The following is a 24890-nucleotide window of genomic DNA, read 5'->3' as shown; positions in this document are numbered from 1 at the left end:
ATAAAAATTTAAAACGTATTAGAACGCAAAATAAGCAGCATAGAATCGATTGTAGGAATCTGTAAAATAATTTTGAACTTTTAAATAGTAAAATGACTTTGTGTATATTATTTTAAATCATAATCTGACGGCAAGATAAAAATTTTACTTGTACCAGTTTTAGAATTTGAAAAACTATATGTAAAGATTGATATATACGCGTTTAAGCATAGCTTAGGAAAATCTTCAATACAAAAAACACCTTTCAGACAACAATAAGTGTATAATTCCCCATAAAATTTTTTTCGTTGCATCTGACAGGTGTTTTTTGAAAAATAGTGCTTTAAAACGTTGATATAACAACAATCTGTTGATTTTGTCAACAAGTAGAAAACCCTTGGTTTTATTGATTTTTTTGAGGGTCATTTTTTAAGTGGTTTTTATCTAAAATTTAGAGATAAAAATATTTATCATACCTGATGGAGATGAAACATTAAGACTATTTTTTCTTTAAATTAATTATACAAAGAAATATTTGATTGAATAGAAAAATCGTATTTTTTTATTGACTATAGTAACTTTGGATGATAATCTTCAGGACCATTAAGATGAATGGAGGCTATTATTATGAATGAGTGCGTAACTGTTATTACAAGTAATCTAAGCTATAAACAAGCTATTTTCTCTTTACTAGCATTAGAGGTATTGTCTAATGATTGTGTGGGAAATCAGGTATATCGAGATACCGCAGAAAAAATTATTGCTCAAACTTTAGATAGCTTAGAAAATGAACTAACTATTATAGAATCACTACCTAATATTGAAGGCAGTACTTATTTTTAGATAATTAAAACATTGTAGTTGATTTATAGATGTTTATAGATATACTGATTATTGATAAAAGAGGATGATATTAATTATGAGTAGAAAACGAGATTATAGAGATATTGAAAAAGAGTTTCATCAACTAATGAAAAAGAAATATTATCCAAAACAACACAATCAAAAATTACAATTATTGATGGATGAATTAAAAAAAAATTATGATTTTTCAATTTATACAGAAGATACTTCAAGAGCAATTGCTTTGCATTATCATATGTCTCAAAAATTTCAAACAGATAAACCTAGTCTATTTTAGATTAGGTTTTTTATTATCCAAAACTGGCTTAAAAACTGTTATAATAATAGAGTATGACACTAAATTGAACATACATACGCGAACACTGTGCTGATTTGTGTGGAAGAGTATGATGAGAAAGACCGTTCGACCATTATTGAAAAGCAGCATCGGATGCTTGTAAAATATGAAGATATCTTGTCTCAGATAGAATTGGTTTCTTAAAAAATAAAAAAAGATCAGTGGTCGCAAGCGATTACTGATCTTTTTTATAACGAATCAACCGACACCAAGAACGAAATTCAATAACTTATCAGAATAGGTGATTTCGTCTTTTTGATGCACCTCTTCATTCAATAGATCCATTCTGTCGGTAATGATACCGTCAGCACCGTAGAAAATCATCCGGCTGATCGTATCGGATTCATTCGGTGTCCAAACGTAAACCTTTTTTCCATCTGCATGAGCGGCATTGATAAAGTTCCGATTGATCGTACTGTATTCCATGCTCAAAAAATCAGCTGGTGTAATCGGAGGACCGACCACATTGAACGGCAAAATATAACCAACATAAAACCGGGGCTCGACTGTTTTTAGATCACTGACAGTCTGATAAGTCAGGCTTTGAAGAATATGTCCATGCTTCAGAATATTTTCACCATATTTTTTGGAAAAGCGTTCGACCAAATCATGACTATCCATCTTTGTTGTTTTGATCTCAATCACTAATTTTTGTTTCAATTCATTCGCTTTTTCCAAATAATCATCAAAAGAAGCTAAGGGAGCACGTGTATGATTTTCGTCAACAATCAGTTTTTTTAGGTCTTCTAAGGAAAGATCTTGCGGACGGCTGTCAAGTCCAGTTAGGTTTTTCAAATTGAAATCGTGGACGACCGCAAATTGACCATCTTTCGTTTCCTGAACATCCATTTCGATATAATCAGGGTGATAAGTCTTGCTGGTTTTTTCCAACGCATCAATCGTATTTTGCGCACCATTTTGATTGCTGACGCCGCGATGAGAGATCGTAATAGGGACTTTATCCGAAGCTGAAGTCAAATAATCCATGTTATAAAGACAGACACCTACACCAAAAAATACGGCAAATAAGAAAAACAAGCTGCTTTTTAAATGGACAAAGCGTGGTTCAGCCTTCACAGGAGTAAACCATTCAGGGATTTCAGGAAGAAAACCTTCATCATCCATGAAATCAACAATGATATAAAAGATACCAACCGTAGACATAACGATATTGAACAATAAAATCCCTTGAAGCAACGTCATCGCAAAGACAGCACTGATCAAAGCGTAATCTGGAAGTGCTGTTTCCACAACTATCTGTGCAATGAAAATCACAAGATAACCAATGGAAGAAAGAATCAGGATACTGCCGCCGATAATAATAAATTGTCCTAAAATCGCAAAAAAACGATATTTTGTCAGACGCCAGCTTTCTTTAACAGCTGTGCGAAAGGGGCGATCTCTTAAAATCATTTCTGGTAATGCAAAAATCAACCGGATCCCAATATATGCTAGGAATAAGTAAAGCAAGATAAATGAACTAACGACAACCCAGCGATTCGTAAAAATAAAATCCATAATGAATGCAGGAATCTTTACTTTTGAAAGAAAATCAGAATTAAAACTCAATCCGCTGATGGGCAAGATCAAAAGAAAATAGGCCATGAAAAACAGAAAAGTCAGCGGTCTGACTTTTTTTATTTGTGCAAATGTCATTTTCAACAACTGTCTAAGAAAAACAGCTTCTCGCTTTTTAATGAAATAGACACTGATCAATAAGAATGTGAATTCAAAATAAACAAGTAATAAAATCATCAATAAAACTACAAACAGCGAAGCCAAAACACCTGGATGCTGCGAAAAAATCAAGGGAATATTATCATAAGAAAGATAATCGATCGATCCGCGGTGCAAAATAAACCGTGTTGCACTATTCAACAAAGGAAGACAAATAAATAAAATTGCGCCATGCATCAAGAGGACATCGCGGAAATATGCTTTTGTTCCTTTCAAAAAATCCCAGGTGTTGACCACACTGTTTTTAAAATAATTCAAACTATCACCTTTTTCTAAAAAAATATTTCTCTATCTGAAAAGCAGCTGTCCGCAAGAAAAGCAAGTAGCTTGAAAACACGGAAGCTGTTTTTAGCTACTTGCTCTTAGGTTTTTAAAGGTACAGATTTGATTTCAGATGTCTCAGCCAAGTAATCCTGTCAAGAAATGGCCGCCGTAGATCAAAGCCATGCTATAAAGGAAGATAGACAAAGGTTTTGCCAATAAAATGATCAGTGTAAATTTCTTCACAGAAATATTTGTCAGACCAGCCATCAAACATAAGGCATCATCTGGAGCAACGGGAAGAAAGATCGCTAATGCAAATAATTTTTCAAAACGAGATTGATTGTCTAACCAGCCAATGTACTTATTATATGTTTTATCATTAATCAGACTTAAAATCAAAGGTTTTCCATAACGACGTCCTAATAAAAAGATGATTACTGAACCAATACTTATTCCAACATAGTTATAAACAAAACCAGCATACGGACCAAAAATCAATACACCAGCTGCTGTACTGATCCCTCCAGGAATGATAGGGATGACGACTTGCAGGATCTGGATCAGCATAAAAATAATCGGTCCCAAGATAACGGAGTTTCCAACGAGTCCTCGCAGTGCATCCATATCTTTAAAAACACCTAGGTTGAAGAAGTAGACCGTCAAAGCGATCGATAAAAGCAACCCGATGATCGAAATAAAGTTGATAAGTTTTCTTGATGTTGCAATACTCATGTTGTTCATCTCCTTGATACATGTTTAATTGATTATATTCACTATAACAGCTGATAGAGAAAAGCCGCCATTTTTTCAGATGACAAGAAACAAACATTTTTGTCACTTCTCAGTTCTTCCATGTAAGTATAAGAGAGATGGCACAAAAAAACATCCTACTAAAGACTTATTTAATAATCAGACTTATTTATTTATGTCGGAAAATCTTGATATTCAGATGCGGCTGATCGTACATGATCTCGATATCATCGATCAAGCTTCCTAATAAGTAATAATCTTCTTTTACGTGATGCATGTTGCCCAGCAATTCTTGATAATAACTTTCGATACTAGGATCTCTGGGCGTTTCTAAAATACGAGCAAACTTATTCAGGTCTTCTGGTTGTTCATCGCAGACACCTTGGAATTCAGCAAAAAATCCTTCCTCAGAAAAATCCAGACCGATCCGGATCTCTGCAATATCCAGCGAATAAAAATAAGTAAGCAATTCATCAATGATTCTTTTTGATATCTCTTTTTCCAAATTTTTGTTTTTCCTTCCTAAGCGCAGTGAAATTATCTAATACAGGTACCATAATACCAGCTACGAAGCCTGTAGAAAACCCGCTGTTGTATAAATTAAGTCCGCCGTGCAGAGAACTTACATTATGGACAAGAGCGATATGTAAAAAGCCAGCAAGAATACCATAAAAACTGCCGTAAAATCCGCTGATTGGCGCTAAGCCTGTGCCAAAAGCAGCAGCTACGATCATACTTGTGTGATTGATGTCGTAAAAGGTTCCAAATAATGAAGCAATCGTAATACCAACTAAAATCGGAAAACTATTTCTAAGATGATTACCAAATGCACTAAACCCCACAGCAGACAAAATCGCGCCAATCACTGGTCCGTTCAACTGACCTTGGACAAGCAATACATAAGAAACCAGCATGATCCCCATCAATCCCATGTTGATCAATGTAGGACCGAGACCAGCAATCAGGATAAAATCAGTGATCAGTTTGCCAGAAGTCTTGAAAATATCTCGCAGTCCTTTCAAACGAAAATTATTGAACAACACGCCTAAGAAGACAGTCAAACAAAAAAAGGAAAGCATGATGAGCAGCAATTCTGTATGATGATCCGTGGAAAGCTTGGTATTGTTTTCGACGGAATAGCTGAACAAACGCAAAACGCCTGTGAAACCCATGGCAATCAGACCAGAAGTAAATCCAATGTTATATAGTGTAAAACCTTGATGGAAAACAAGTGCTTGGACAGAGAGCGGAGGTAAGAGGAGGCCAATCAGGATACCTGCCAGATTGCCTAAAACAACTCCTTGAAGCAGCGGCAGTTCCATACCGAAAGTGACGTAACTGACAACTGGTGAGAGCGCACTTCCAAAGAGCCCGATCATAATATATTGAGAAAAAGATTTCTTGACAAATTTAGCATATAAATAGACGCCAAGAATGATTGCAATCGAATTGTAGAGATTTTTTCCGAAAAAAGAACAACCTGTAACAGTCATAATCGCAGCGAACATCGGCCCGTTTAAAAGAACCTTTTGCCTATATGCTAAAAAAACTGCCAACAATGTCAATATTCCTGAATTTATAAATGCGCTTCCAAAACCGCCTAAATAAAAATAATCTGTTAAAAGATTACTAGGCGATGTAACGATTCTATTTAAACCCGCAATATTATTCGAGAGAGAGTCTGAAAATAAACCGATAAGCAGAAAATAAAGCCCGCAAATAGATAGGTAGATATACTTTTGTTGCTGAGAAACGATCCGCTTTTGCGGGTGGATATAAATAACGTCAGTTTCCTTTTTCATGGCACACCTTCTTTCTTCTTTTATTTAACTATAACGTGAATAAAAAGCCTAGGTCAACCTATATCGTTAAAATAGGAAATTTTGGAAAGGGAACCAATAAGCAGATAAAAAGGCATTTTTTGGTTAAAAAAACTTTAATATTCGGGATAGTTTGTTAAAATATAACAAAATTAGGTAAATTATTTGCTAAAGAGGACGTTTATCAGGTAAAATAAAAGAACATATAGAGCAGTGAGAAGTGGGGGATTTTGAATGAGAAGGAAAGTGTATACAAAAGAGCAGATTTTAAAAGCTGCTTATGAAGTTGTCGCTAAAGAAGGATTCAAAGGATTTACTGCTAGAAATATCGCAAAGAAAATGGGTATTTCTACACAACCGATCTATCTGGAATTTGAAAATATGGATGATTTGAAAAACACGTTGCTGGATTCGATTTTGGAAAACTTGAAAGAAGAAGTATTTCCTGTAGAACGAACAGGAGATAAAATCATTGATCTAGGTTTGAACTATATTTATTTTGCACAAAAACATCACAGCTTATATATGGCGTTATTTATTGACGAACATGGTGACGGACAAAAGATGCATGATTTTTCTTACAATTACTTCAAGGAAATCGTTAAAGAAGATGAACATTACAGTCATCTATCTGAACAATATATCGATGCGCTCCATACTGGTACTTGGATCGTGGTCACAGGGCTTGCATCATTGATGTCTTCAAATATCATGCACCCAACAGAAGAGCAGATCATCAACTTGATCCGTCAGTCGATCGATATGATTCTTAAACTAGAAAATCCAGAGATGATTCGTTAACCATGAAAACTGAAACAACAATATACACCAACTCTGACATCCTCCCGCTGTCTTTTGAAATTTTTTCTTGACTTTTTAGTGAAAAAAGGCAAGAATAGAACTCGCGGAAGGTTGGCAGAGTGGTAATGCACCGGACTCGAAATCCGGCGAGCCGGTTTATACTGGTGCACGGGTTCAAATCCCGTACCTTCCTTATATCAATCATAGAACAGAGGCGAAAACATTGCTATACAAGCATTTGCTTGCGATGTTTTTGCCTCTGTATTTTATGTAAATACTTTTTTGGATATGTTCAGTAGTTTTCGATTAGTTTTCTTTTTTAGAAACTAAAAAATTCTCCTTTTAATTCCTTGATATCACACCGTTAGTTCTTGAATTTATTAAAAAAGTCCGTGCCGCAGCACGGACTTTTTATTTTATACAGCATGTGGATAGTTGTTTTTAAAATAAGACTGACAAACCTCAAAACATGTTTCTCTTAATTTTTTATTTATAGAATAAAAATCCATAAATTTATCTAGTTTAAATTGAGATTCATCGGTTAATTCATTTTCGATAAAAATATTTAATAGAAGAGCAATAGCTATTTTATTTGCTTCCATTTCAAATTTTGAATGAAAAGTTGGTGAGGTGTATAAAGCTGCATATTCAAAATGTGATGCAATAAAGTGCCCAAGCTCGTGAGCTAAATGAAAGGCTTCCGAAGTACTCTCATGTAGCTTTTCATTCAAAACAACCATTTTAGCTTTTGGATAATAGAAGCCAGGCTCCTTCATATCCATGTAAATCAATTTTAAATTATGGTTTTTGAGCAGTTCTTCCATATTCAAATACATATGCTTTCATCACTCCGACTATTCATTTTCTTCTAAAGCTTTAGCAATAGTGATCGCTTTGCGCATGGTTTCTTTAGATATTTCTTTACCGTTAAATGAAAATACTGTGTCATCTTCAGAAAGATCAATGCGTTTTTTCTCTTCGTTATTTTCTCGTCCTAAAAGGAAATCTATACTAACGTCAAAGTAATCAGCTACCTTAGCAATAGGTTCAGTATTTGGAGAATTTTTTGACCATTTAGAAATGCTGCCATTACTCAAATTCAATTTTCTCTCTAACTCTGCAATACTTATTTTGTTAGTTTTAGCAAGATTTTTTATAATCTCATACGTATTCATTACACGCCTCCGAATTAATTCTATTTTAATAGTTTACAATAGAATATTTTCTATGATATATTATGTATGTGCTTAAGAGCACAGCCATTTCCACATAATAATAATCTAAGATATATTACTAGTATCCACTACAATTTTTGTATGGGCTATTTCCTATGGGTTAACAATAGAATATATTCTATGAAATGTCAAATTTATTAGAAATAAAGCTTAGAAATATATCGGAGAAAGTTGTACTAGTATTAAAAATGTGGTCAGTTTCGATTAGTTCGACAAACACAGTAAAATTATTAGTGTGTTGCTGTAATGGGAAGGATAGATGCTGTACTTAGTAATAAATCCTTAATTAAATGCAAGGTTCGATTCCTTGTCAGCAACTTAGAGATTGAGTAGTAGTTACAAGACAAGTAGTCGGCTAGATTTGTCTTGGGGATACTGCTTAGATAAAAATCTCGATTTATTATATTTAAGACATATGTCTGGTATGGACGCATACCATCTAATCATTAGAAAGGGGTTGGTAAAATGGGGATTTGGCGTCTTCCGTTTGATGGTCAGTTGAAGCCTTACGAGGAAGGGCAACAGTTTGGTCAAACATCGTATCCACGTGGGAGAGGATATTTTCATGATGGGTATGATTTCGGGTCAGCGAAGTATTCTGGAAACTTTAAAGCAGTAAACGATGGAGAAGTTATTTATGCAGGTTATTATGGATCAAGCATAGGTTACGCTATTGTGCTGCAGATTGAGGAATATCAAGTAATGTATCAAGAATTTGGTAGTACTTTTTTTGTTAAAGTAGGAGATAAAGTAACAGTTGGGCAGCCTTTGGGAACATTGACTAGCAGTCACCTACATTTAGGTATTACAAAAAAGAATTGGCAATCAGCTCTAGCTAGTTGGGATATTGATGATGGGACGTGGCTGGATCCTATTCCTATCCTAACATCTGGAGATTCAACAGGCGGCGATAACGAAAATAAAAATAAAGGAATGATGAAGATGTTTGCATATATGTTAGAAGGTCAACCAGAAGTATACGGAGTATGGGGAAATAAAGTGTTTCATTTAACAAGTAAAGAAATGTATAAGGATTTTCAAAATATTGTTCTTGATCAAACAGGGAAAGAATGCAAAACTTACACTTGGAAACTCCCAAATAATCAATCTACTATTGACTTAATTGGTTTAATGGCAGAAAAGGTAAATAGTTAAAAAGTTGAATGAAATAGTGAAACCGTAAGCGTAGTATGCTTGCGGTTTTTTATTATTCAAAAATATTTTGCGAAGCACTATTCTTTCACCCAAACATTCCTTAAATCTTTTCTAAAGAGCATGGTCTCAGCGCTGGAAACATGGTAAATTAGTATATATAAGTTCATATTTCTGAAAAAAGAAAGATTTTCATTTTCGGGTGACGAAATTGTTAGAGTCAAGAAAACGTATAGATAGCACTTTATGTGATACTATTGATGGGTATGAAAAAAACGAGTAATTTTAGTTTAGGATGTGAAGACTAGGTGTGTGGAATCGTAGGATTTGTTAGTAACAAACAAGATAAAAAAACAATCGTGAATGCTATGATGGATCGGATCGTTCACCGTGGACCAAATAGTTCAGGAGAATATATTGACGATCAAGTCGCTTTAGGATTTAGACGATTAAGTATTATTGATTTAGAGGGCGGAACGCAGCCTATTTATAACGAAGATCGAACAAAGATCATTATTTTTAACGGAGAAATCTATAATTATCAGCCTTTGAGAAAAGAACTGATTGCAGCAGGACATGTTTTCACGACACATGCAGATACAGAAGTTCTTTTGCATGGTTACGAAGAATGGGGTACAGAACTTTTACAAAAAATTCGCGGCATGTTTGCCTTTGCGATTTGGGATAACGAAAAGAAAGAATTGTTTGGCGCCCGCGACCATTTTGGGATCAAACCTTATTATTACGCTGAAATGAATGGCACATTCATGTTTGGTTCTGAGATCAAAAGCTTTTTGCCTCATCCAGATTTTAATAAAGAATTGAACAAAGAAGCATTGAAACCTTATTTGACGTTCCAATATTCACCATTGAACGGCGAAACATTTTTCAAAGGTGTCCATCGTTTGCAAGAAGGGCATTACTTTACTTACAAAGATGGTCAATTGGATATCCAACAATATTGGGATGCTGATTTTGAGACAAAAGGAACACTTTCTCGTGAAGAATGGATCGACAAAATCGATGAAACAGTCAAGCAATCGATCGAAACACATACCATCAGTGATGTGGAAGTGGGTTCTTTCTTGTCAAGCGGTGTCGATTCTAGTTATGTTACTTCTGTTTTGAAACCAGATCATTCGTTCTCTATCGGATTTGATGACAAAACGTATAACGAAGCCATCGAAGCACGCAAATTGACGAAGATGCTGGAATTAGATAACACTGCTGCTGTCATTGATGGCGATATGTCATTCAAAGCATTCCCGTTGATCCAGTATCATTTGGATGAGCCGGATTCCAATCCTTCATGTGTGCCGCTTTACTTTTTAGCGAACTTGGCAGCGCAAAGTGTCCGTGTCGTCCAATCAGGTGAAGGCGCAGATGAATTGTTTGCAGGGTATCAAACATATGGGTTCCATACGAATTCAAAAATGATCCGTGTGATTGCTCAAGGTCTGAAAAAACTGCCGCAAGGAACACGCTACAACTTGGGTCGGAAAATCGGCAAAATGAAAAACTTCCATGGCCGGATCCATCTTTATGAATCATTGGCACCAGCCAAAGAGTACTTTATCGGACATGCGAAAGTATTTGAAGAATCTGAAGCAGAAGAACTTTTGACACAAGAATATCAAACAGCACCTTCTGTAGAAGAAATCATGTCAGCGCACTACGCGAAAACAGATGGAATCAAGGATGAAATCAATAAAATGCAATATGTTGATTTACATCAGTGGATGCCAAAAGATATCTTGCTGAAAGCAGACAAATTATCCATGGCAAGTTCTCTGGAAGTACGTGTGCCGCTGCTTGATATCGAGGTAATGAAACTTGCACAGCAAATACCAAGTAAATATCTATTGAATCAAAACAATACCAAAGACGCATTCCGCCAAGCAGCAAATCGTCACTTGCCGGAAGAATGGTCAAATCGTGTGAAACTGGGCTTCCCAGTGCCAATCAAAGCTTGGCTGAAAGAAGACCATGGCTATGAACAAGTCAAAGCACTGTTTGAAGCTGATTTTGCCAAAGAATTCTTTGACCAAAAACAAATCATGCAGCTGTTGGATGACCATCATGAAGGCAGAAAAGAAGAACAACGAAAGATTTGGACGATTTTCAGCTTCTTGACATGGTACAAGGTTTATTTTGTGGATGAAGAGATCCCTCAAGCAGAAGCCATCGAGTATGTAACTGTTTGATCAATGTATCAATAATAGCAAAAGAACCAGAGCTCAAATCGAGGTCTGGTTCTTTGTTTATAGTTTCAAAAGATTTTCCAAGTAGCCTGCTAAGCCGTCTTCCGCATTGGTCAGCTCAGTGATATCGTTCGCGACTGCTTTCAGCTGATCTGTGCCGTTCGCCATCGCGACACCCCAGCCTGCATATTCAAGCAATTCAAGGTCATTGTGTTCGTCGCCGAATGCGATGACATCTTTTTGGTCGATATCCAAAAAATTCGCGATTTGATGAACGCCTTTTGCTTTTTGGATTCCTTTCGAGACGATTTCTAAAATCGCTGTTGGACCTCCCCATGTTCGAACATCTACATAATCACCAAATTGTTTGGTCAAATTCTCTGAAACATTTTCCGCAAATGCTCGCTCTGTACGAACAAGCAGGGAAGTCGGGTCGGTAGTCATATTTAATGGAGAAAGAAGATTTTTTTCATTTGGGACCGCTGCAAAGATTTTTTGATCCACATAATCTAAATTATCAATGAAAAAAGTTTCACGATTTTCAGCAGCAACAAAGTCAAGATTCAAATGTTTTTTCTGTGCCAAGATCTCAAAAGCGATTTCGCGGCTAACAGAGCTTTCGCTTTCTAGGTTCCATTTTTGATTTGGGATATGGACAAGCGCACCGTTAAAGTTGACCATTGGCGTAGTCAAGGCTAATTGTTGATAGAATTGAGCGCTGATCCGGTAAGGGCGTCCAGTAGCAATGCTGACATAGTGGCCTGCTTTTACAGCCTTTTTCAATGTTTGTTCTGTTTTGGCGGTAATAAGAGACTCAGGATTCAGTGTCGTTCCGTCTAAATCGATAGCAATCAATTTTTTATTCAATCTATGCAGTCCTTTCAGAGGCAGCAGACAACCGTGTTCGCTTACAAAAAAGACGACAATAGAATTCGTTCTTTCTATATTTGTGTCATTTAGCAGCGAGGCTGTTGAACGTACCTGTGGATTTTCGAGAGACTGGTCATGTTCCAGCCACCTTAGTCTAGCATATTTCGACTGATTAATAAAAAGTATTTTACCGATTTTGTAAAAAACAAAATTATTTTATTTTTTTTTGATAAAAAAAGAGAAGTGGATCCAAAGTTATAGGTAAAAAACGAACATTAAAGATTTAAAAGTGGTTTTTTTACATAAATAGATTGAAAAGCGAATGAAACGCCGATATAATTTGTAATTGTTCGATGGGTATTGGACGATCTAAATTATTGCTCATCAGAAAAAATCAGGGAGTGGAATTTTAATGGAAAAGTTTTTCCAGTTAAAGAAAAACAATACAAATGTATCAACTGAGGTTATGGCGGGGGTAACGACATTCTTTGCAATGAGTTATATTTTATTCGTAAATCCTACTATTTTGTCAACTGCCGGCATGCCGTTCCAAGCAGTCTTTCTAGCAACGATCATCGCATCCGTTATCGGTACGCTGATTATGGGATTGTTCGCAAATGTTCCTTATGCACAAGCACCAGGGATGGGATTGAATGCGTTCTTTACATTTACTGTCGTTTTTGGTCTAGGGTATACGTGGCAGCAAGCTTTAGCAATGGTATTTATCTGCGGATTGATCAACATTTTTATCACTGTGACAAAAATCCGTAAATTGATCATCAATTCGATTCCTGAAAGTCTGCAACATGCAATCGGCGGCGGTATTGGTATCTTTGTTGCTTATGTTGGTTTGAAAAATGCAGGGTTCTTATCTTTTTCTGCCGATCAATCAGCTATCACTAGTTCAGTAGTGGAAGGCGGAAAAGCAACGAACGTAACAATGAACGGCGGAATCGTTCCTGCTTTGGCAAACTTCAACAATGCACCTATTTTATTGGCTGTGATTGGTTTGGTTTTAACAACGATTTTAGTGATCCGCAATGTGCGCGGCGCGATTTTGATCGGTATCGTGGTAACAACTATTTTAGGTATTTTCATGAACGTGGTCGATTTAAATGCTATCGATTGGAAAGCAAATTCTCTAGGAAGCTCATTTAATGAATTAGGCACAACATTTGGTGCAGCATTTGGCTCAGAAGGAATGCAATCTTTGTTCAGCGATTCTTCCAGAATCCCGCAAGTATTGATGACGATCATTGCTTTCAGTTTGTCTGATACATTTGATACGATTGGGACATTTATTGGAACAGGCCGTCGTACAGGTATCTTTTCAAAAGAAGATGAATCAGCACTGGAAGACAGTAAAGGATTCAAGACAAAAATGGACAAAGCTCTTTTCGCAGATGCCATCGCAACATCGATTGGCGCAGTTTTTGGTACATCAAATACAACAACATATGTTGAGTCTGCAGCTGGTATTGGTGCAGGCGGACGTACGGGTTTGACTTCAGTCGTTGTCGCAGCATTGTTTGCGTTGAGCAGTCTGTTTTCTCCGCTGATTGCAATCGTTCCTACACAAGCAACAGCACCTGCATTGATCTTGGTGGGTGTGATGATGCTCGCTTCATTTGCAGATATCAAATGGACAGATTTAGAAGAAGCAGTACCAGCATTCTTTGCTTCGATCTTTATGGGATTTAGCTATAGTATTTCTTACGGTATCGCAGCGGGTTTCCTTTTCTTTGCAGTCGTTAAATTAGTAAAAGGAAAAGCTCATGAAATCACACCTGCATTGTGGATCGTCAATGCGTTGTTCATTTTGAACTTCGTGATTTTAACTATTATGTAATATGGACTTCTTTTTTCATTGAAATAAAAGGTCTGCAGCGGAATTTTCTGCTGCAGATCTTTTTTGTTTTTCTTTGCGCATTCATTGCTTGTTCTTTCAAAAATGGGTATGATTAAATAGACGAAAGAGGGAGGATTCGATGGAGATTAAATGGAAGAAAAATTTGATTGTTGCATGGATTGGTTGCTTTTTTACAGGTTCAAGTATTAGTTTAGTGATGCCGTTTATTCCTGTATATGTTGAGAATTTAGGGACGCCGCATGATCAAATCGAATTATTTTCTGGCCTGGCTATCTCTGTCACAGCATTTGCAGCGGCGATCGTTGCGCCAGTTTGGGGAAACCTCGCCGATCGAAAAGGCCGAAAAATCATGATGATCCGCGCTGCAGCAGGGATGACGATCACGATGGGCTCTTTGGCATTTGTACCCAATGTCTACTGGCTGCTCATCATGCGTTTTTTGAATGGGATATTGTCTGGTTACATCCCTAATGCAACGGCGATGATCGCGTCACAAGCGCCAAAAGAAAAAAGCGGTTGGGCTTTAGGAACATTATCGACAGGGGCTATCGCTGGAAATTTGATCGGTCCATCTATGGGTGGTGCTTTAGCACAATGGTTCGGAATGGAAAATGTATTTATCATTACAGGAGTGGTATTATTTGTTACTACATTGTTGACGATTTTTATGGTTAAAGAAGATTTTCATCCAGTGGAAAAGAAAGATTTGTTAAGTACGCGGGAAATCTTTGGTAAAATGGATCAGCTGCCTATCTTGATTGGCTTGTTTGTAACGACGCTGATTCTTCAGATTGGTGTAACAAGTATTAGTCCTATTTTGACTTTATATATCCGCGAATTGAGCGGGAATACAGAAAATGTATTGTTTGTCAGCGGACTGATCGTATCAGTCGCAGGGGTTTCTGCAGTATTTTCTTCGCCAAGACTAGGGAAATTAGGGGATAAGATCGGTAATCATAAAGTATTGCTGGGCGGATTAGTTCTTTCTTTCCTATGTTATATCCCTATGGCTTTTGTGACGACACCTTTGCAATTAGGCGTTTTGCGTTTTATCTTGGGTTTTTCTACAGGAGCGCTGATGCCTTCCATCAATACGCTTATCAGCAAGATCACACCGCCAGAAGGAGTCAGCCGGGTCTACAGTTATAACCAAATGTTCAGCAACTTCGGACAAGTTTTCGGACCAATGCTGGGTTCTACGGTGGCACATTCTTTTGGTTACAGTGCAGTATTCTTAGCGACAAGCTTCTTTGTTCTATCCAACATTTGTCTTTCTTTATTCAACTTCAGGAAAATACTTCGCCAGAAATTTTAGCAAAAAAAACAGACTAGGCATCTTGCCTAATCTGTTTGCTTTTTTTATGAGTGTGCAGAGGCTTTTTCTTTTGTACCGCAAGCAGCACCAATCAAAATAACAATAATACCAGCTACTAAAGAAACGATAGTCGTCAACATAAAATCGTATGAACCTTGTGTCAAAGCTCCGCCGATATAACCAACGATCTGACCCAAAATAAATGCCCAAACTAATGTAACGATATAGCGCATGAAGAACACCTCTTTTCTAAATCAAGTTTACCAGATTTTTCAATAATGTAAAGAAATGACCCTGGGATAAAACGGAAGAATGAGGTATATTTTGTAGAAAGAGTTTCAGTTTGTTTTAGGATAAAGAAACTCTGAACATCCAAAATCAGGAGAACCGTTTACCAGCAGAAGAATATGCTCCTCTGTACGCTGAACACCGGATTCTCTTGCAACCTCTGACGATAGTGAATTTTAACGAATAAAAAGGCGGAATGCAAGATGTTTTTTCCACAATTACAGACAACGACTGCCTATTCTCTGCTTCAAAGTACGATAAGAATCGATACTTATATCCAGCAGGCCAAAGAATTGGGATACGATTCGATTGCCATCACAGACAAAGATGTCTTACATGGTGCAGTTGAATTTTATCAAAAAAGTAAGAAAGCAGGACTTAAACCGATCATCGGGATAAGTTTGACTTATAAATACCAAGAAACAGACTACGAACTGCTTCTTTATGCTAAAAGCTATTTAGGTTATCAGTCTATGATGGAACTATCCAGCAAAAAAATGATCGAAGGCGAAATCGCACTGTCAGAGATCCAGCAATCTGAGGAATTGATTGCTGTTTTGCCAGCGGATACCCCGCTTCGGTTTGAAACAGAAACTGACTCTTTTTCAGAACATTGGGCGCTGCTTCGTTCTCGATTTGCGGAAACGCAATTTTTTGCAGGTGTCACCGGTGAGGCTTTTTCAGAAGAAGACAAATGGTTCGATTTTTTAGAAAAAGAATCCATTGAATTATGTGCACTGCATCCAATCGCTGTTTTGCGAAAAGAAGAGCGTTTGGCATTGGACGTCATGGAACATTTAAAAAACGGTACGCAGATTTCCGCAGAAGAATTGACGGAAAATCAAAAAACTTCCTTATATATGTTTTCTCAGGAAGAACTTCGGGCAGCCTTCACAGGCGAAAAGCTGGAACGTGCGTTAGAAAACGCGCGTTCCATCGCACAAGCCGCGCAATGTGAATTGCCGCTGCATCAAAAACTCTTGCCGCATTACCCTTTAGCTGAAGGCGAAGAGGCTGGCGGATTCTTGAAGAAGCTGTGTCAAATGCAATTAGAAAAACGAGTGCCAGGATTTACAGAAAAGTATCAAGAGCGTTTGGATTATGAGCTGAAAGTCATCCATGACATGGGTTTCGATGATTACTTTTTGATCGTTTGGGATGTCATGGCTTTTGCTCATAAAAATAATATTGTTACCGGCGCAGGCCGAGGCTCAGCAGCGGGTTCGTTAGTTGCCTATGTCTTAGCTATCACAGATGTAGATCCTTTAGCCTATGATTTGCTGTTTGAACGTTTCTTGAATCCCGAACGCTATACGATGCCTGATATTGATTTGGATATTCCAGATAATCGTCGTGAAGAACTCTTGAACTATGTAAAAGAGAAATACGGACAATACCACATGGCTCAAATCGCTACTTTTGGGACGATGGCTGCCAAAATGGTACTGCGGGATGTTGCTCGTGTGTTTGGTTTATCCCAAAGCGAAGCAAACCAATGGGCGAAAGCTGTGCCGAATACATTGAAGATCACGTTGTCTCAAGCGTATCAAAGTTCCGCTCGTTTAGCTGAATTAGCACAGAGCAGTAAAAAAAATCAGCTGATGTTCCAAGTCGCGCGTAATATGGAAGGTTTGCCGCGGCATGTATCCACGCATGCAGCTGGTGTGGTGATCAGTGATCATAATCTATTGGAATACGTGCCGCTCCAAAAAGGTTCGGATACTATTTTCTTGACTCAATATACAATGAACGATGTTGAAGCAGTGGGCTTATTGAAAATGGATTTTCTAGGGTTGAAGAATCTTTCAATCATCGATAACACATTAAAAGCAATCAAACGTGTAGAAGGCCAAACACTGGCACTTAAAAAAATACCCTTGAACGATCCTAAAACGTTACTGCTTTTCCAAAAAGGAGAGACAAGCGGTATTTTCCAATTTGAATCAGCAGGGATCAAAAATGTCTTGCGCAGACTGGAACCCGAGTCAATTGAAGACATTGCTGCAGTCAATGCGTTATACCGTCCAGGACCAATGCAAAACATTGATATGTTCATCGCCAGAAAAAAGGGAAAAGAAGCAATCGACTATCCGGATCGTTCATTAGAACCGATTTTGAAAAACACGTACGGAGTCATTGTCTACCAAGAACAAATCATGCAAGTCGCTTCAAAAATGGCTGGATTTACACTAGGACAGGCAGACATTTTGCGTCGTGCTATCAGTAAAAAGAAAAAAGAAGTCTTGGACGAAGAACGGGCGCATTTTGTTGAAGGGGCACAGAAGCAAGGGTATGCAAAAGACAAAGCAATGGAAGTCTACGATTATATCGAACGCTTTGCCAATTACGGATTTAACCGATCCCATGCATTCGCCTATTCATTTGTCGGTTTTCAAATGGCTTATTTAAAAGTCAATCATCCGGGTGCTTTTTTCACTAGTTTGATGAATGCGTCGCGACATACGACTGAAAAACTAAAAGAATATATCGCAGAAGCACATAAAAATAATGTTGCTTTGCTTCAACCTTCAATCAATCAAAGTCGCTATGGTTTTGAATTGCTTGATAAGCAGACGATTCTTTTTGGCCTGACAGCTATCAAAGGAGTTCGCAGAGATTTTGCAGAAGAAATCATTAATGAAAGAAAAGAAAACGGGCCTTATCGTTCCCTTGACCAGTTTTTGATCCGGATCGACAAACGTTGGCTGAAAAAAGATGTACTTGAACCTTTAGCAGCTTCTGGGGCATTCGATGAGCTGGAACCAAACCGCAAACAGCTGATCGACGAGTTGGAAGGAAAAATCCAAAATGTCTTATACAGCGGCGGCAGCCAAGATTTGTTAGGAATCATGGAATTGAAAAAAGAAGAAAAACCTGATTATACATTGGAAGAACGATTACAGCTGGAAGAAGAATATTTGGGTGTTTATCTGTCTGGTCATCCTACTGAAGGATTTGAGAAACTGCGCTTAGCGAAAAGAATCACTCCATTAGTAGAAATCATTCCGAATCAGCAGCTGCATCTGCTTCTTTATATCCGTAAAGTCCGAGAAATCAAGACTAAAAAAGGGGAATTGATGGCTTTTGTTGAAGGAACAGACAGTACGGGAGAAATCTCTGTGACCGTCTTTCCGCAGCTGTATCGGCAAGCGCGCGCGCAGCTGCAGCCGAATCAAGTCATTTATGTAGAAGGCAGAAGCGAGATCAGCAAGTTCAACCAAGAGATGCAAGTTATTGGGGATACAATCGCAGATCCGCAAGTGCTGGAAACCAATTTGAAAGATGTCACTTGCTATTTAAGAATCACCCAAGAAAACGATCAGCCAGAAGTGATGAGAAGGCTGAGAGAGCTGTTGAAGAAGCATCCGGGACACATACCTGTTATTTTATTTTTTGAAGCGACCGATCGGAAAGTGGCTCTTGCCAAAGACTTTTGGGTCAATGACAGCCAGACTTCACAACGTCAGCTTCATTATCTATTAAAAGAAGAGAATGTGGTTTTCAAATAACTTACGGTAAAAACTACCATTTGTTTTCATTTTTTTCATTTTTTTCTTCATAACTCAAGACATTTCGGAAATTTAATGGTAGAATACTACTCGTGGTTATGACAAAAATGGTTATTCCCTAAGTCATTACTAGCTTAGGATAAAGTATTTTAATGAGGTGAATGTTTAATGAAACGCATCGGAATTTTAACCAGCGGCGGCGACGCTCCTGGGATGAATGCGGCTGTTCGTGCAGTAGTCCGCAAAGGGATCTATGAAGGTTTAGAAGTTTACGGGATCAATTATGGTTTTGCCGGATTAGTTGCTGGAGATATTCGTCGTTTAGATGTTGCAGACGTAGGCGACAAGATCCAACGCGGAGGAACTTTCTTGTACTCTGCACGTTATCCTGAATTTGCGACAGAAGAAGGACAACTAAAAGGTATTGAACAATTGAAAAAATTCGGTATCGAAGGTTTAGTCGTAATCGGCGGAGACGGATCTTACCATGGAGCAATGGCGTTGACAAAACGCGGTTTCCCAGCAGTAGGTATTCCAGGAACGATCGATAATGATATTCCAGGTACAGATTTCACTATTGGTTTTGATACAGCAATCAATACAGTATTAGAATCAATCGACCGCATTCGTGATACTGCGACTTCACACGTACGTACATTCGTGATCGAAGTAATGGGACGCGGAGCAGGCGATATCGCTTTATGGTCAGGTGTGGCCGGCGGTGCTGATGAAATCATCATCCCTGAACATGAATTTGATATGGCAGAAGTTGCTAAGAAAATCAGAGAAGGACGCGACCGCGGTAAAAAACATTGCTTGATCGTTTTAGCTGAAGGTGTAATGGGCGGTAATGAATTTGCTGACAAACTTTCAGAATACGGCGACTTCCATACTCGTGTATCTATTTTAGGACACGTTGTACGTGGCGGTTCACCAAGCGCACGCGACCGTGTATTAGCAAGTAAATTTGGCGCATATGCTGTTGAATTGCTTCAAGAAGGTAAAGGCGGATTGTGTGTCGGTATGCGTGACAATGAAGTGATCGCATCTGATATCGTTGATACATTAGAAAACAACAAACACAAACCAGATTTATCATTATATGATCTGAATAATTCACTTTCATTTTAATCAATGGAAGAACTGATAAAAGCTATTTAAGCTGTAAAAGGCATTAAATAAACTAATTTGAATGGGAGAGTTTTGTAAATGAAAAAAACAAAAATCGTTAGTACATTAGGACCAGCAAGTAACTCAGTAGAAACTATTTCTAAATTGATTGAATCTGGAGCAAATGTCTTTCGTTTTAACTTCTCACATGGTGACCATGAAGAACAATTATCACGTATGGTAATGGTTCGTGAAGCTGTGAAAAAAACAGGTAAAGATGTTGGTATTCTTTTAGATACAAAAGGTGCTGAAATCCGTACAACTGTTCAAGGAACAACTGAAGCTGACTTCGGCCGTGCAGGATACATCAAATTTGAAGTAGGCGACCAAACACGTATTTCTATGGACCCAGAACATGTTGGTTCAAAAGAAAAAATCGCTGTTACTTACCCTGGATTATTTGAAGACGTTCATGTAGGCGGACATATCTTATTCGATGATGGCTTGATCGACATGCAAATCATTGAAAAAGACGAAGCTAACCGTGAATTGATCGTAGAAGTTAAAAATGCAGGTATGCTAGGATCACGTAAAGGTGTTAACGCACCAGGCGTATCAATCAGCTTGCCAGGTATTACAGAAAAAGATGCTGACGATATCCGTTTTGGTTTAGACAACGACATCGACTTTATCGCTGCAAGTTTTGTACGTAAAGCACAAGACGTTTTAGACATCCGTCAAATTTTAGAAGAAAAAGACATGACTCATGTTCAAATCTTCCCTAAAATCGAATCTCAAGAAGGTATCGACAACATCGACGAAATCATCAAAGTTTCTGACGGTGTTATGATCGCTCGTGGAGATATGGGTGTTGAGATTCCAGCTGAATTAGTACCAATGGTTCAAAAACGTATCATCAAAAAATGTAACGCTGCTGGTATCCCAGTAATCACAGCTACACAAATGTTAGAATCAATGCAAGAAAACCCACGTCCAACACGTGCGGAAGCTTCTGACGTTGCCAATGCTGTATTCGACGGAACAGATGCAACAATGTTGTCAGGTGAATCTGCAAACGGGGACTACCCAGTAGAATCAGTTGCTACAATGGCTCGTATCGACCAAGAAGCAGAAAAAGCTTTATCAGAATTAGGAACATTCCAATTAAATGAATTCGATAAAACAGACGTTACTGAAACAATCGGTCTATCTGTTGCACGCGCTGCTAAAAACTTAGGCGTGAAAACAATCGTTGCTGCAACTGAATCAGGCTACACTGCGAAAATGATCTCAAAATACCGTCCAGATGCTGACATCTTGGCAGTTACTTTTGACGAACGTACAAAACGCGGTTTGATGTTGAACTGGGGCGTATACCCAACAGTTGCTGAAAAACCATCAACAACTGACGAAATGTTTGAATTAGCAGCTAAAAAAGCTGTTGAACTAGGTTTCGCTTCAGAAGGCGACTTGATCTTGATCACTGCTGGTGTACCAGTTGGTGAACGCGGAACAACAAACGTAATGAAAATCCAAATGATTGGCTCTAAATTATTAGAAGCTCAAGGCGTTGGACAAAAATCTGTTGTTGCGAATGCAGTCGTAGCTTCATCAGCTGAAGAAGCAATCAGCAAAGCAAAAGATGGTATGGTTCTAGTTGTGCCAACAACAGACAAAGAATATATGCCAGCTATCGAAAAAGCAGCAGCAGTCATTGTTGAAGAAGGCGGCTTGACATCACACGCAGCAGTTGTTGGTATCGCTCAAGATATCCCTGTTATCGTTGGTGCTAAAGAAGCAACTTCAACAATCAAAGACGGCGAATTAGTAACTGTTGATTCACGTCGCGGTATCGTTTACCGTGGAGAAACAACAGCGATCTAATAGAACGCTGCAATTGATTCTTGAACATCGAATAACTGATGTATAAAAGAGGGTTGGACACAACGTCCGACCCTCTTTTTTATAACAGTAAAAAAGCAGTGTATTTGGCGCTTCTAAGCAGGATTGATCAATTGAGACAGTATTTTGCCGACTCTTTTATTGGAAAAGCTGTACCGCTTGAACAGCGATGTTTTTCCATAGAAAAGGAAGAGAAACCACTGTTTTTCCGGTAAAATTTTTTCAAACGGAAAGCTAGTGGAAGGTGTCAAGAAAATTTCATTGACAAGCTTGTTTTTGCCCTGTATAATTGCTTTTGTTGCTTAGGGGTGATGAATAATGAAATGGTCTTTACTGGAATTGAGAAAATACCAAGAGACACCGTTAACTTTTAAAGAGACAATCGATATAAAAGAATCTCTGATGAAACGTGATAATTTAATACTAGATGTTGCGCCGGTCGAAGTCGAAGGGTTGATCTCTGTAGAAAGAAAAGATTATCTTGTTCATTATACAGTGCAGACGACCGTCACAGTACCATCGACGCGTTCCTTGCAGCCTGTCGACTTATCTCTATCCTTTTCTGTAGATGAAGTCTTTATGACAGCCGAGCAGTATCAAACAAGAGATGACTTGTCCGCAGATGAAATCTTGATCATTGAAGGAAATCAAATCGATTTGATCAGATCCGTCGAAGACAATATTCTATTGGCGATTCCGATGCAAGTTCTTACAGAAGAAGAACAAGAAGCAGTCGACCTTCCTAAAGGCGAAGACTGGGAAGTTCTTTCTGAAGAAGAATATCAAAGACGCAAAGCGGAAGAAGCCGAAACCAAAATAGATCCTCGTCTTGCGAAATTATCCCAACTTCTCCAAGAAAATGTGGAGGATGAAGATAAAGAGTAGGATTGGAATATATTGTATCTATTTAGATACATGACTTTACAAGGAGGTGTAACAAAATGGCAGTACCAGCTAGAAGAACTTCGAAAGCTAAAAAAGCAAAACGTCGTACACACTACAAATTGACTATCAACGGATTAAACGCTTGTCCAAACTGTGGTGAAATGAGAAAAAGCCATCACGTATGTGCAAATTGCGGTTACTACGATGGCAAGGACGTAATGTCTAAAGAAGCTTAATACATTTTAATAGAAAATGTAAAACCTCAAGGCTAACCATGGAGCCTTGGGGTTTATTTTTTGAAAAATATCGCGAATAGTCGCTCGCAATTAGTTTTCTTTCCGCAGATGTTAGGCTATAATGAGGTGGATAAGGAAATTTATCCCCGTGAGTGATGTAGGAGGAATTCAGATGACGAAACAACAAATTGGTGTTGTCGGTATGGCTGTTATGGGTAAAAATCTTGCATTGAATATCGAAAGCAGAGGCTACTCTGTTGCGCTGTTCAACCGTACAGGATCAAAAACTCAAGCAGTAATCGAAGAACATCCAGATAAAAATTTTAAAGGCACATATTCAATCGAGGAGTTTGTTAACTCGATCGAGAAACCGCGCCGTATCCTTTTGATGGTCAAAGCTGGAGCTGCGACTGACGCAACGATCCAAGAGTTGTTGCCTCACTTAGACAAAGGCGATATCTTGATCGACGGCGGGAATACATTCTTTAAAGACACAATGCGCCGTAATGAAGAGTTAGCGAACTCAGGTATCAACTTCATCGGTACAGGTGTTTCCGGCGGTGAAGAAGGTGCATTAAAAGGCCCTTCAATCATGCCTGGCGGACAAAAAGAAGCCTATGAACTAGTTGCACCAATTCTAGAACAAATCTCTGCAAAAGCAGAAGATGGCGCGCCATGCGTAACATACATCGGTCCAAACGGTGCAGGACATTATGTAAAAATGGTCCATAACGGAATCGAATACGGTGATATGCAGCTGATTGCTGAATCTTACGACTTGATGAAAAATATCTTAGGTCTTTCTGTTGATGAAATGGCTGAGATCTTCAAAGAATGGAATCAAGGCGAATTAGACAGCTACCTAATCGAAATCACGGCTGATATCATGACAAGAAAAGATGACGAAGGCACAGGCAAGCCAATCGTGGATGTTATCCTTGATGCTGCCGGTAATAAAGGAACAGGTAAATGGACAAGCCAAAGCGCTCTAGATTTAGGTGTTCCATTACCATTGATCACTGAATCTGTTTTTGCGCGTTATATCTCTGCCTACAAAGAAGAACGTGTCCAAGCAAGCAAGATCCTTCCAAAACCAGAGCAGTTCCAATTTGAAGGAGACAAAAAAGAGCTTGTAGAAAAAATTCGTGAAGCATTATACTTCAGCAAAATCATGAGTTACGCGCAAGGATTTGCTCAATTACGCGTTGCTTCCAAAGAATTCGACTGGGATCTTCCATTCGGCGACATCGCAAAAATCTGGCGTGCAGGATGCATCATCCGCGCTCGTTTCTTGCAAAAAATCACGGATGCCTATGATAAACAACCAGATATCGAAAACTTATTGTTAGATGATTACTTCGTAGAAATCACGAAGAAATACCAGCAATCTGTAAGAGATGTTGTTGCTTTAGCTGTTCAAGCAGGCGTTCCAGTTCCTACTTTCTCTTCAGCAATTGCTTATTTTGATTCTTATCGTGCAGAACGTTTGCCAGCAAACATCATCCAAGCGCAACGTGATTACTTCGGCGCTCATACTTATGAACGCGTAGACAAAGAAGGAATCTACCACTATTCTTGGTATAACGAAGAGTAATCCGCATCCGTTTTTCTGAGGATTAAAACTGAAAAAAGCAGCAGAGCTGAAGTCGACGAACCTTCTTAGACTTCAGCTCTTTTTTAAAATAGTATTTCATGATAAAATGACTATAGATTTTTAAGCAAATAACCGTTATAATTATAGAGTTTTAAAAACCTCTCAGAGAGA

General features: G+C 38.2%; 21 protein-coding genes and 1 tRNA gene. 14 read left to right on the top strand and 8 right to left on the bottom strand.

Annotated features, from left to right (window positions below; translation table 11 throughout):
• Positions 1–606 precede the first annotated feature (606 nt).
• Positions 607–822, top strand: a complete 216-nt coding sequence (locus IGI64_RS08205; RefSeq protein WP_236922033.1) for a hypothetical protein — start codon at positions 607–609, stop codon at positions 820–822.
• A 76-nt stretch (positions 823–898) separates the two neighbouring features.
• Positions 899–1120, top strand: a complete 222-nt coding sequence (locus IGI64_RS08200) for a hypothetical protein (protein ID WP_010819209.1) — start codon at positions 899–901, stop codon at positions 1118–1120.
• A 258-nt stretch (positions 1121–1378) separates the two neighbouring features.
• Here IGI64_RS08200 and IGI64_RS08195 read toward each other — a convergent pair whose 3' ends face one another.
• The 4 genes from IGI64_RS08195 to IGI64_RS08180 all read right to left on the bottom strand — a co-directional run bounded on the left by IGI64_RS08195 (position 1379) and on the right by IGI64_RS08180 (position 5733).
• A complete protein-coding gene (locus IGI64_RS08195) occupies positions 1379–3175 on the bottom strand; it encodes a glycerophosphodiester phosphodiesterase (RefSeq protein WP_429940151.1) in 1797 nt (598 codons plus the stop codon).
• Positions 3176–3316: 141 nt separating this feature from the next.
• On the bottom strand, positions 3317–3913 hold the full coding sequence (locus IGI64_RS08190; protein WP_034861525.1) for a VTT domain-containing protein: 597 nt from the start codon (positions 3911–3913) through the stop codon (positions 3317–3319).
• Positions 3914–4100: 187 nt separating this feature from the next.
• On the bottom strand, positions 4101–4436 hold the full coding sequence (locus IGI64_RS08185) for a hypothetical protein (protein WP_429940150.1): 336 nt from the start codon (positions 4434–4436) through the stop codon (positions 4101–4103).
• Complete coding sequence (locus tag IGI64_RS08180) at positions 4405–5733, bottom strand: DUF1576 domain-containing protein (protein ID WP_429940149.1); 1329 nt, start codon at positions 5731–5733, stop codon at positions 4405–4407. The genes IGI64_RS08185 and IGI64_RS08180 overlap by 32 nt, the downstream gene beginning before the upstream one ends.
• Positions 5734–5985: 252 nt before the next feature.
• Here IGI64_RS08180 and IGI64_RS08175 point away from each other — a divergent pair, with 252 nt between their 5' ends.
• Together IGI64_RS08175 and IGI64_RS08170 are read left to right on the top strand one after the other, a co-directional pair.
• Positions 5986–6552, top strand: a complete 567-nt coding sequence (locus tag IGI64_RS08175; RefSeq protein ID WP_016623569.1) for a TetR/AcrR family transcriptional regulator — start codon at positions 5986–5988, stop codon at positions 6550–6552.
• Positions 6553–6657: 105 nt separating this feature from the next.
• Positions 6658–6745, top strand: a tRNA-Ser gene (locus IGI64_RS08170).
• Between the two features lie 223 nt (positions 6746–6968).
• On the opposite strand, the gene IGI64_RS08165 is transcribed toward IGI64_RS08170, so the two are convergent.
• Together IGI64_RS08165 and IGI64_RS08160 are read right to left on the bottom strand one after the other, a co-directional pair.
• Complete coding sequence (locus IGI64_RS08165; RefSeq protein ID WP_429940148.1) at positions 6969–7388, bottom strand: ImmA/IrrE family metallo-endopeptidase; 420 nt, start codon at positions 7386–7388, stop codon at positions 6969–6971.
• Positions 7389–7406: 18 nt separating this feature from the next.
• The gene (locus IGI64_RS08160) at positions 7407–7727 is read right to left on the bottom strand and encodes a helix-turn-helix domain-containing protein (RefSeq protein ID WP_429940147.1); all 321 of its coding nucleotides are present in this window, start codon (positions 7725–7727) and stop codon (positions 7407–7409) included.
• Positions 7728–8252: 525 nt separating this feature from the next.
• On the opposite strand from IGI64_RS08160, the gene IGI64_RS08155 reads away from it, so the two are divergent.
• Positions 8253–8942 carry a M23 family metallopeptidase gene (locus IGI64_RS08155; protein ID WP_429940146.1) on the top strand — a complete coding sequence of 230 codons (690 nt, stop codon included), beginning with the start codon at positions 8253–8255 and terminating at the stop codon, positions 8940–8942.
• Between the two features lie 305 nt (positions 8943–9247).
• Positions 9248–11143 carry an asparagine synthase (glutamine-hydrolyzing) gene (gene asnB / locus IGI64_RS08150; RefSeq protein ID WP_429940145.1) on the top strand — a complete coding sequence of 632 codons (1896 nt, stop codon included), beginning with the start codon at positions 9248–9250 and terminating at the stop codon, positions 11141–11143.
• Between the two features lie 57 nt (positions 11144–11200).
• Here the strand turns inward: asnB and IGI64_RS08145 are convergent, their stop codons facing one another.
• Entirely contained in the window at positions 11201–12007 is an 807-nt protein-coding gene (locus IGI64_RS08145; RefSeq protein WP_034861596.1) for a Cof-type HAD-IIB family hydrolase, read from the bottom strand.
• A 415-nt stretch (positions 12008–12422) separates the two neighbouring features.
• Between IGI64_RS08145 and IGI64_RS08140 the strand changes: the two genes are divergently transcribed.
• Positions 12423–13859 (top strand): NCS2 family permease, encoded by a 1437-nt coding sequence (locus IGI64_RS08140; protein WP_429940144.1) that lies wholly within the window; start codon positions 12423–12425, stop codon positions 13857–13859.
• A 139-nt stretch (positions 13860–13998) separates the two neighbouring features.
• Positions 13999–15195 carry a multidrug efflux MFS transporter gene (locus tag IGI64_RS08135; protein WP_429940143.1) on the top strand — a complete coding sequence of 399 codons (1197 nt, stop codon included), beginning with the start codon at positions 13999–14001 and terminating at the stop codon, positions 15193–15195.
• A gap of 44 nt (positions 15196–15239) precedes the next feature.
• On the opposite strand, the gene IGI64_RS08130 is transcribed toward IGI64_RS08135, so the two are convergent.
• Complete coding sequence (locus tag IGI64_RS08130) at positions 15240–15428, bottom strand: YjzD family protein (protein ID WP_016623584.1); 189 nt, start codon at positions 15426–15428, stop codon at positions 15240–15242.
• Between the two features lie 258 nt (positions 15429–15686).
• Between IGI64_RS08130 and dnaE the strand changes: the two genes are divergently transcribed.
• From dnaE to gndA, 6 genes are all read left to right on the top strand, one after another.
• Positions 15687–18992, top strand: coding sequence for a DNA polymerase III subunit alpha (gene dnaE / locus IGI64_RS08125; protein WP_429940142.1), 3306 nt, complete (start codon positions 15687–15689; stop codon positions 18990–18992).
• 168 nt (positions 18993–19160) lie between these two features.
• Complete coding sequence (gene pfkA / locus IGI64_RS08120; protein WP_016623586.1) at positions 19161–20123, top strand: 6-phosphofructokinase; 963 nt, start codon at positions 19161–19163, stop codon at positions 20121–20123.
• Positions 20124–20201: 78 nt separating this feature from the next.
• Positions 20202–21986 (top strand): pyruvate kinase, encoded by a 1785-nt coding sequence (gene pyk / locus IGI64_RS08115; protein ID WP_016623587.1) that lies wholly within the window; start codon positions 20202–20204, stop codon positions 21984–21986.
• Positions 21987–22322: 336 nt separating this feature from the next.
• Positions 22323–22889, top strand: a complete 567-nt coding sequence (locus IGI64_RS08110) for a YceD family protein (protein ID WP_429940141.1) — start codon at positions 22323–22325, stop codon at positions 22887–22889.
• 56 nt (positions 22890–22945) lie between these two features.
• On the top strand, positions 22946–23125 hold the full coding sequence (rpmF, locus tag IGI64_RS08105) for a 50S ribosomal protein L32 (protein WP_016623590.1): 180 nt from the start codon (positions 22946–22948) through the stop codon (positions 23123–23125).
• Positions 23126–23297: 172 nt separating this feature from the next.
• Complete coding sequence (gene gndA, locus IGI64_RS08100) at positions 23298–24719, top strand: NADP-dependent phosphogluconate dehydrogenase (protein WP_429940140.1); 1422 nt, start codon at positions 23298–23300, stop codon at positions 24717–24719.
• Positions 24720–24890 lie beyond the last annotated feature (171 nt).

This window comes from Enterococcus sp. DIV0210g (assembly GCF_050559705.1).
Classification (GTDB): domain Bacteria; phylum Bacillota; class Bacilli; order Lactobacillales; family Enterococcaceae; genus Enterococcus_B; species Enterococcus_B faecalis_A.
This window is presented reverse-complemented; position numbering and strand designations above follow the sequence as displayed.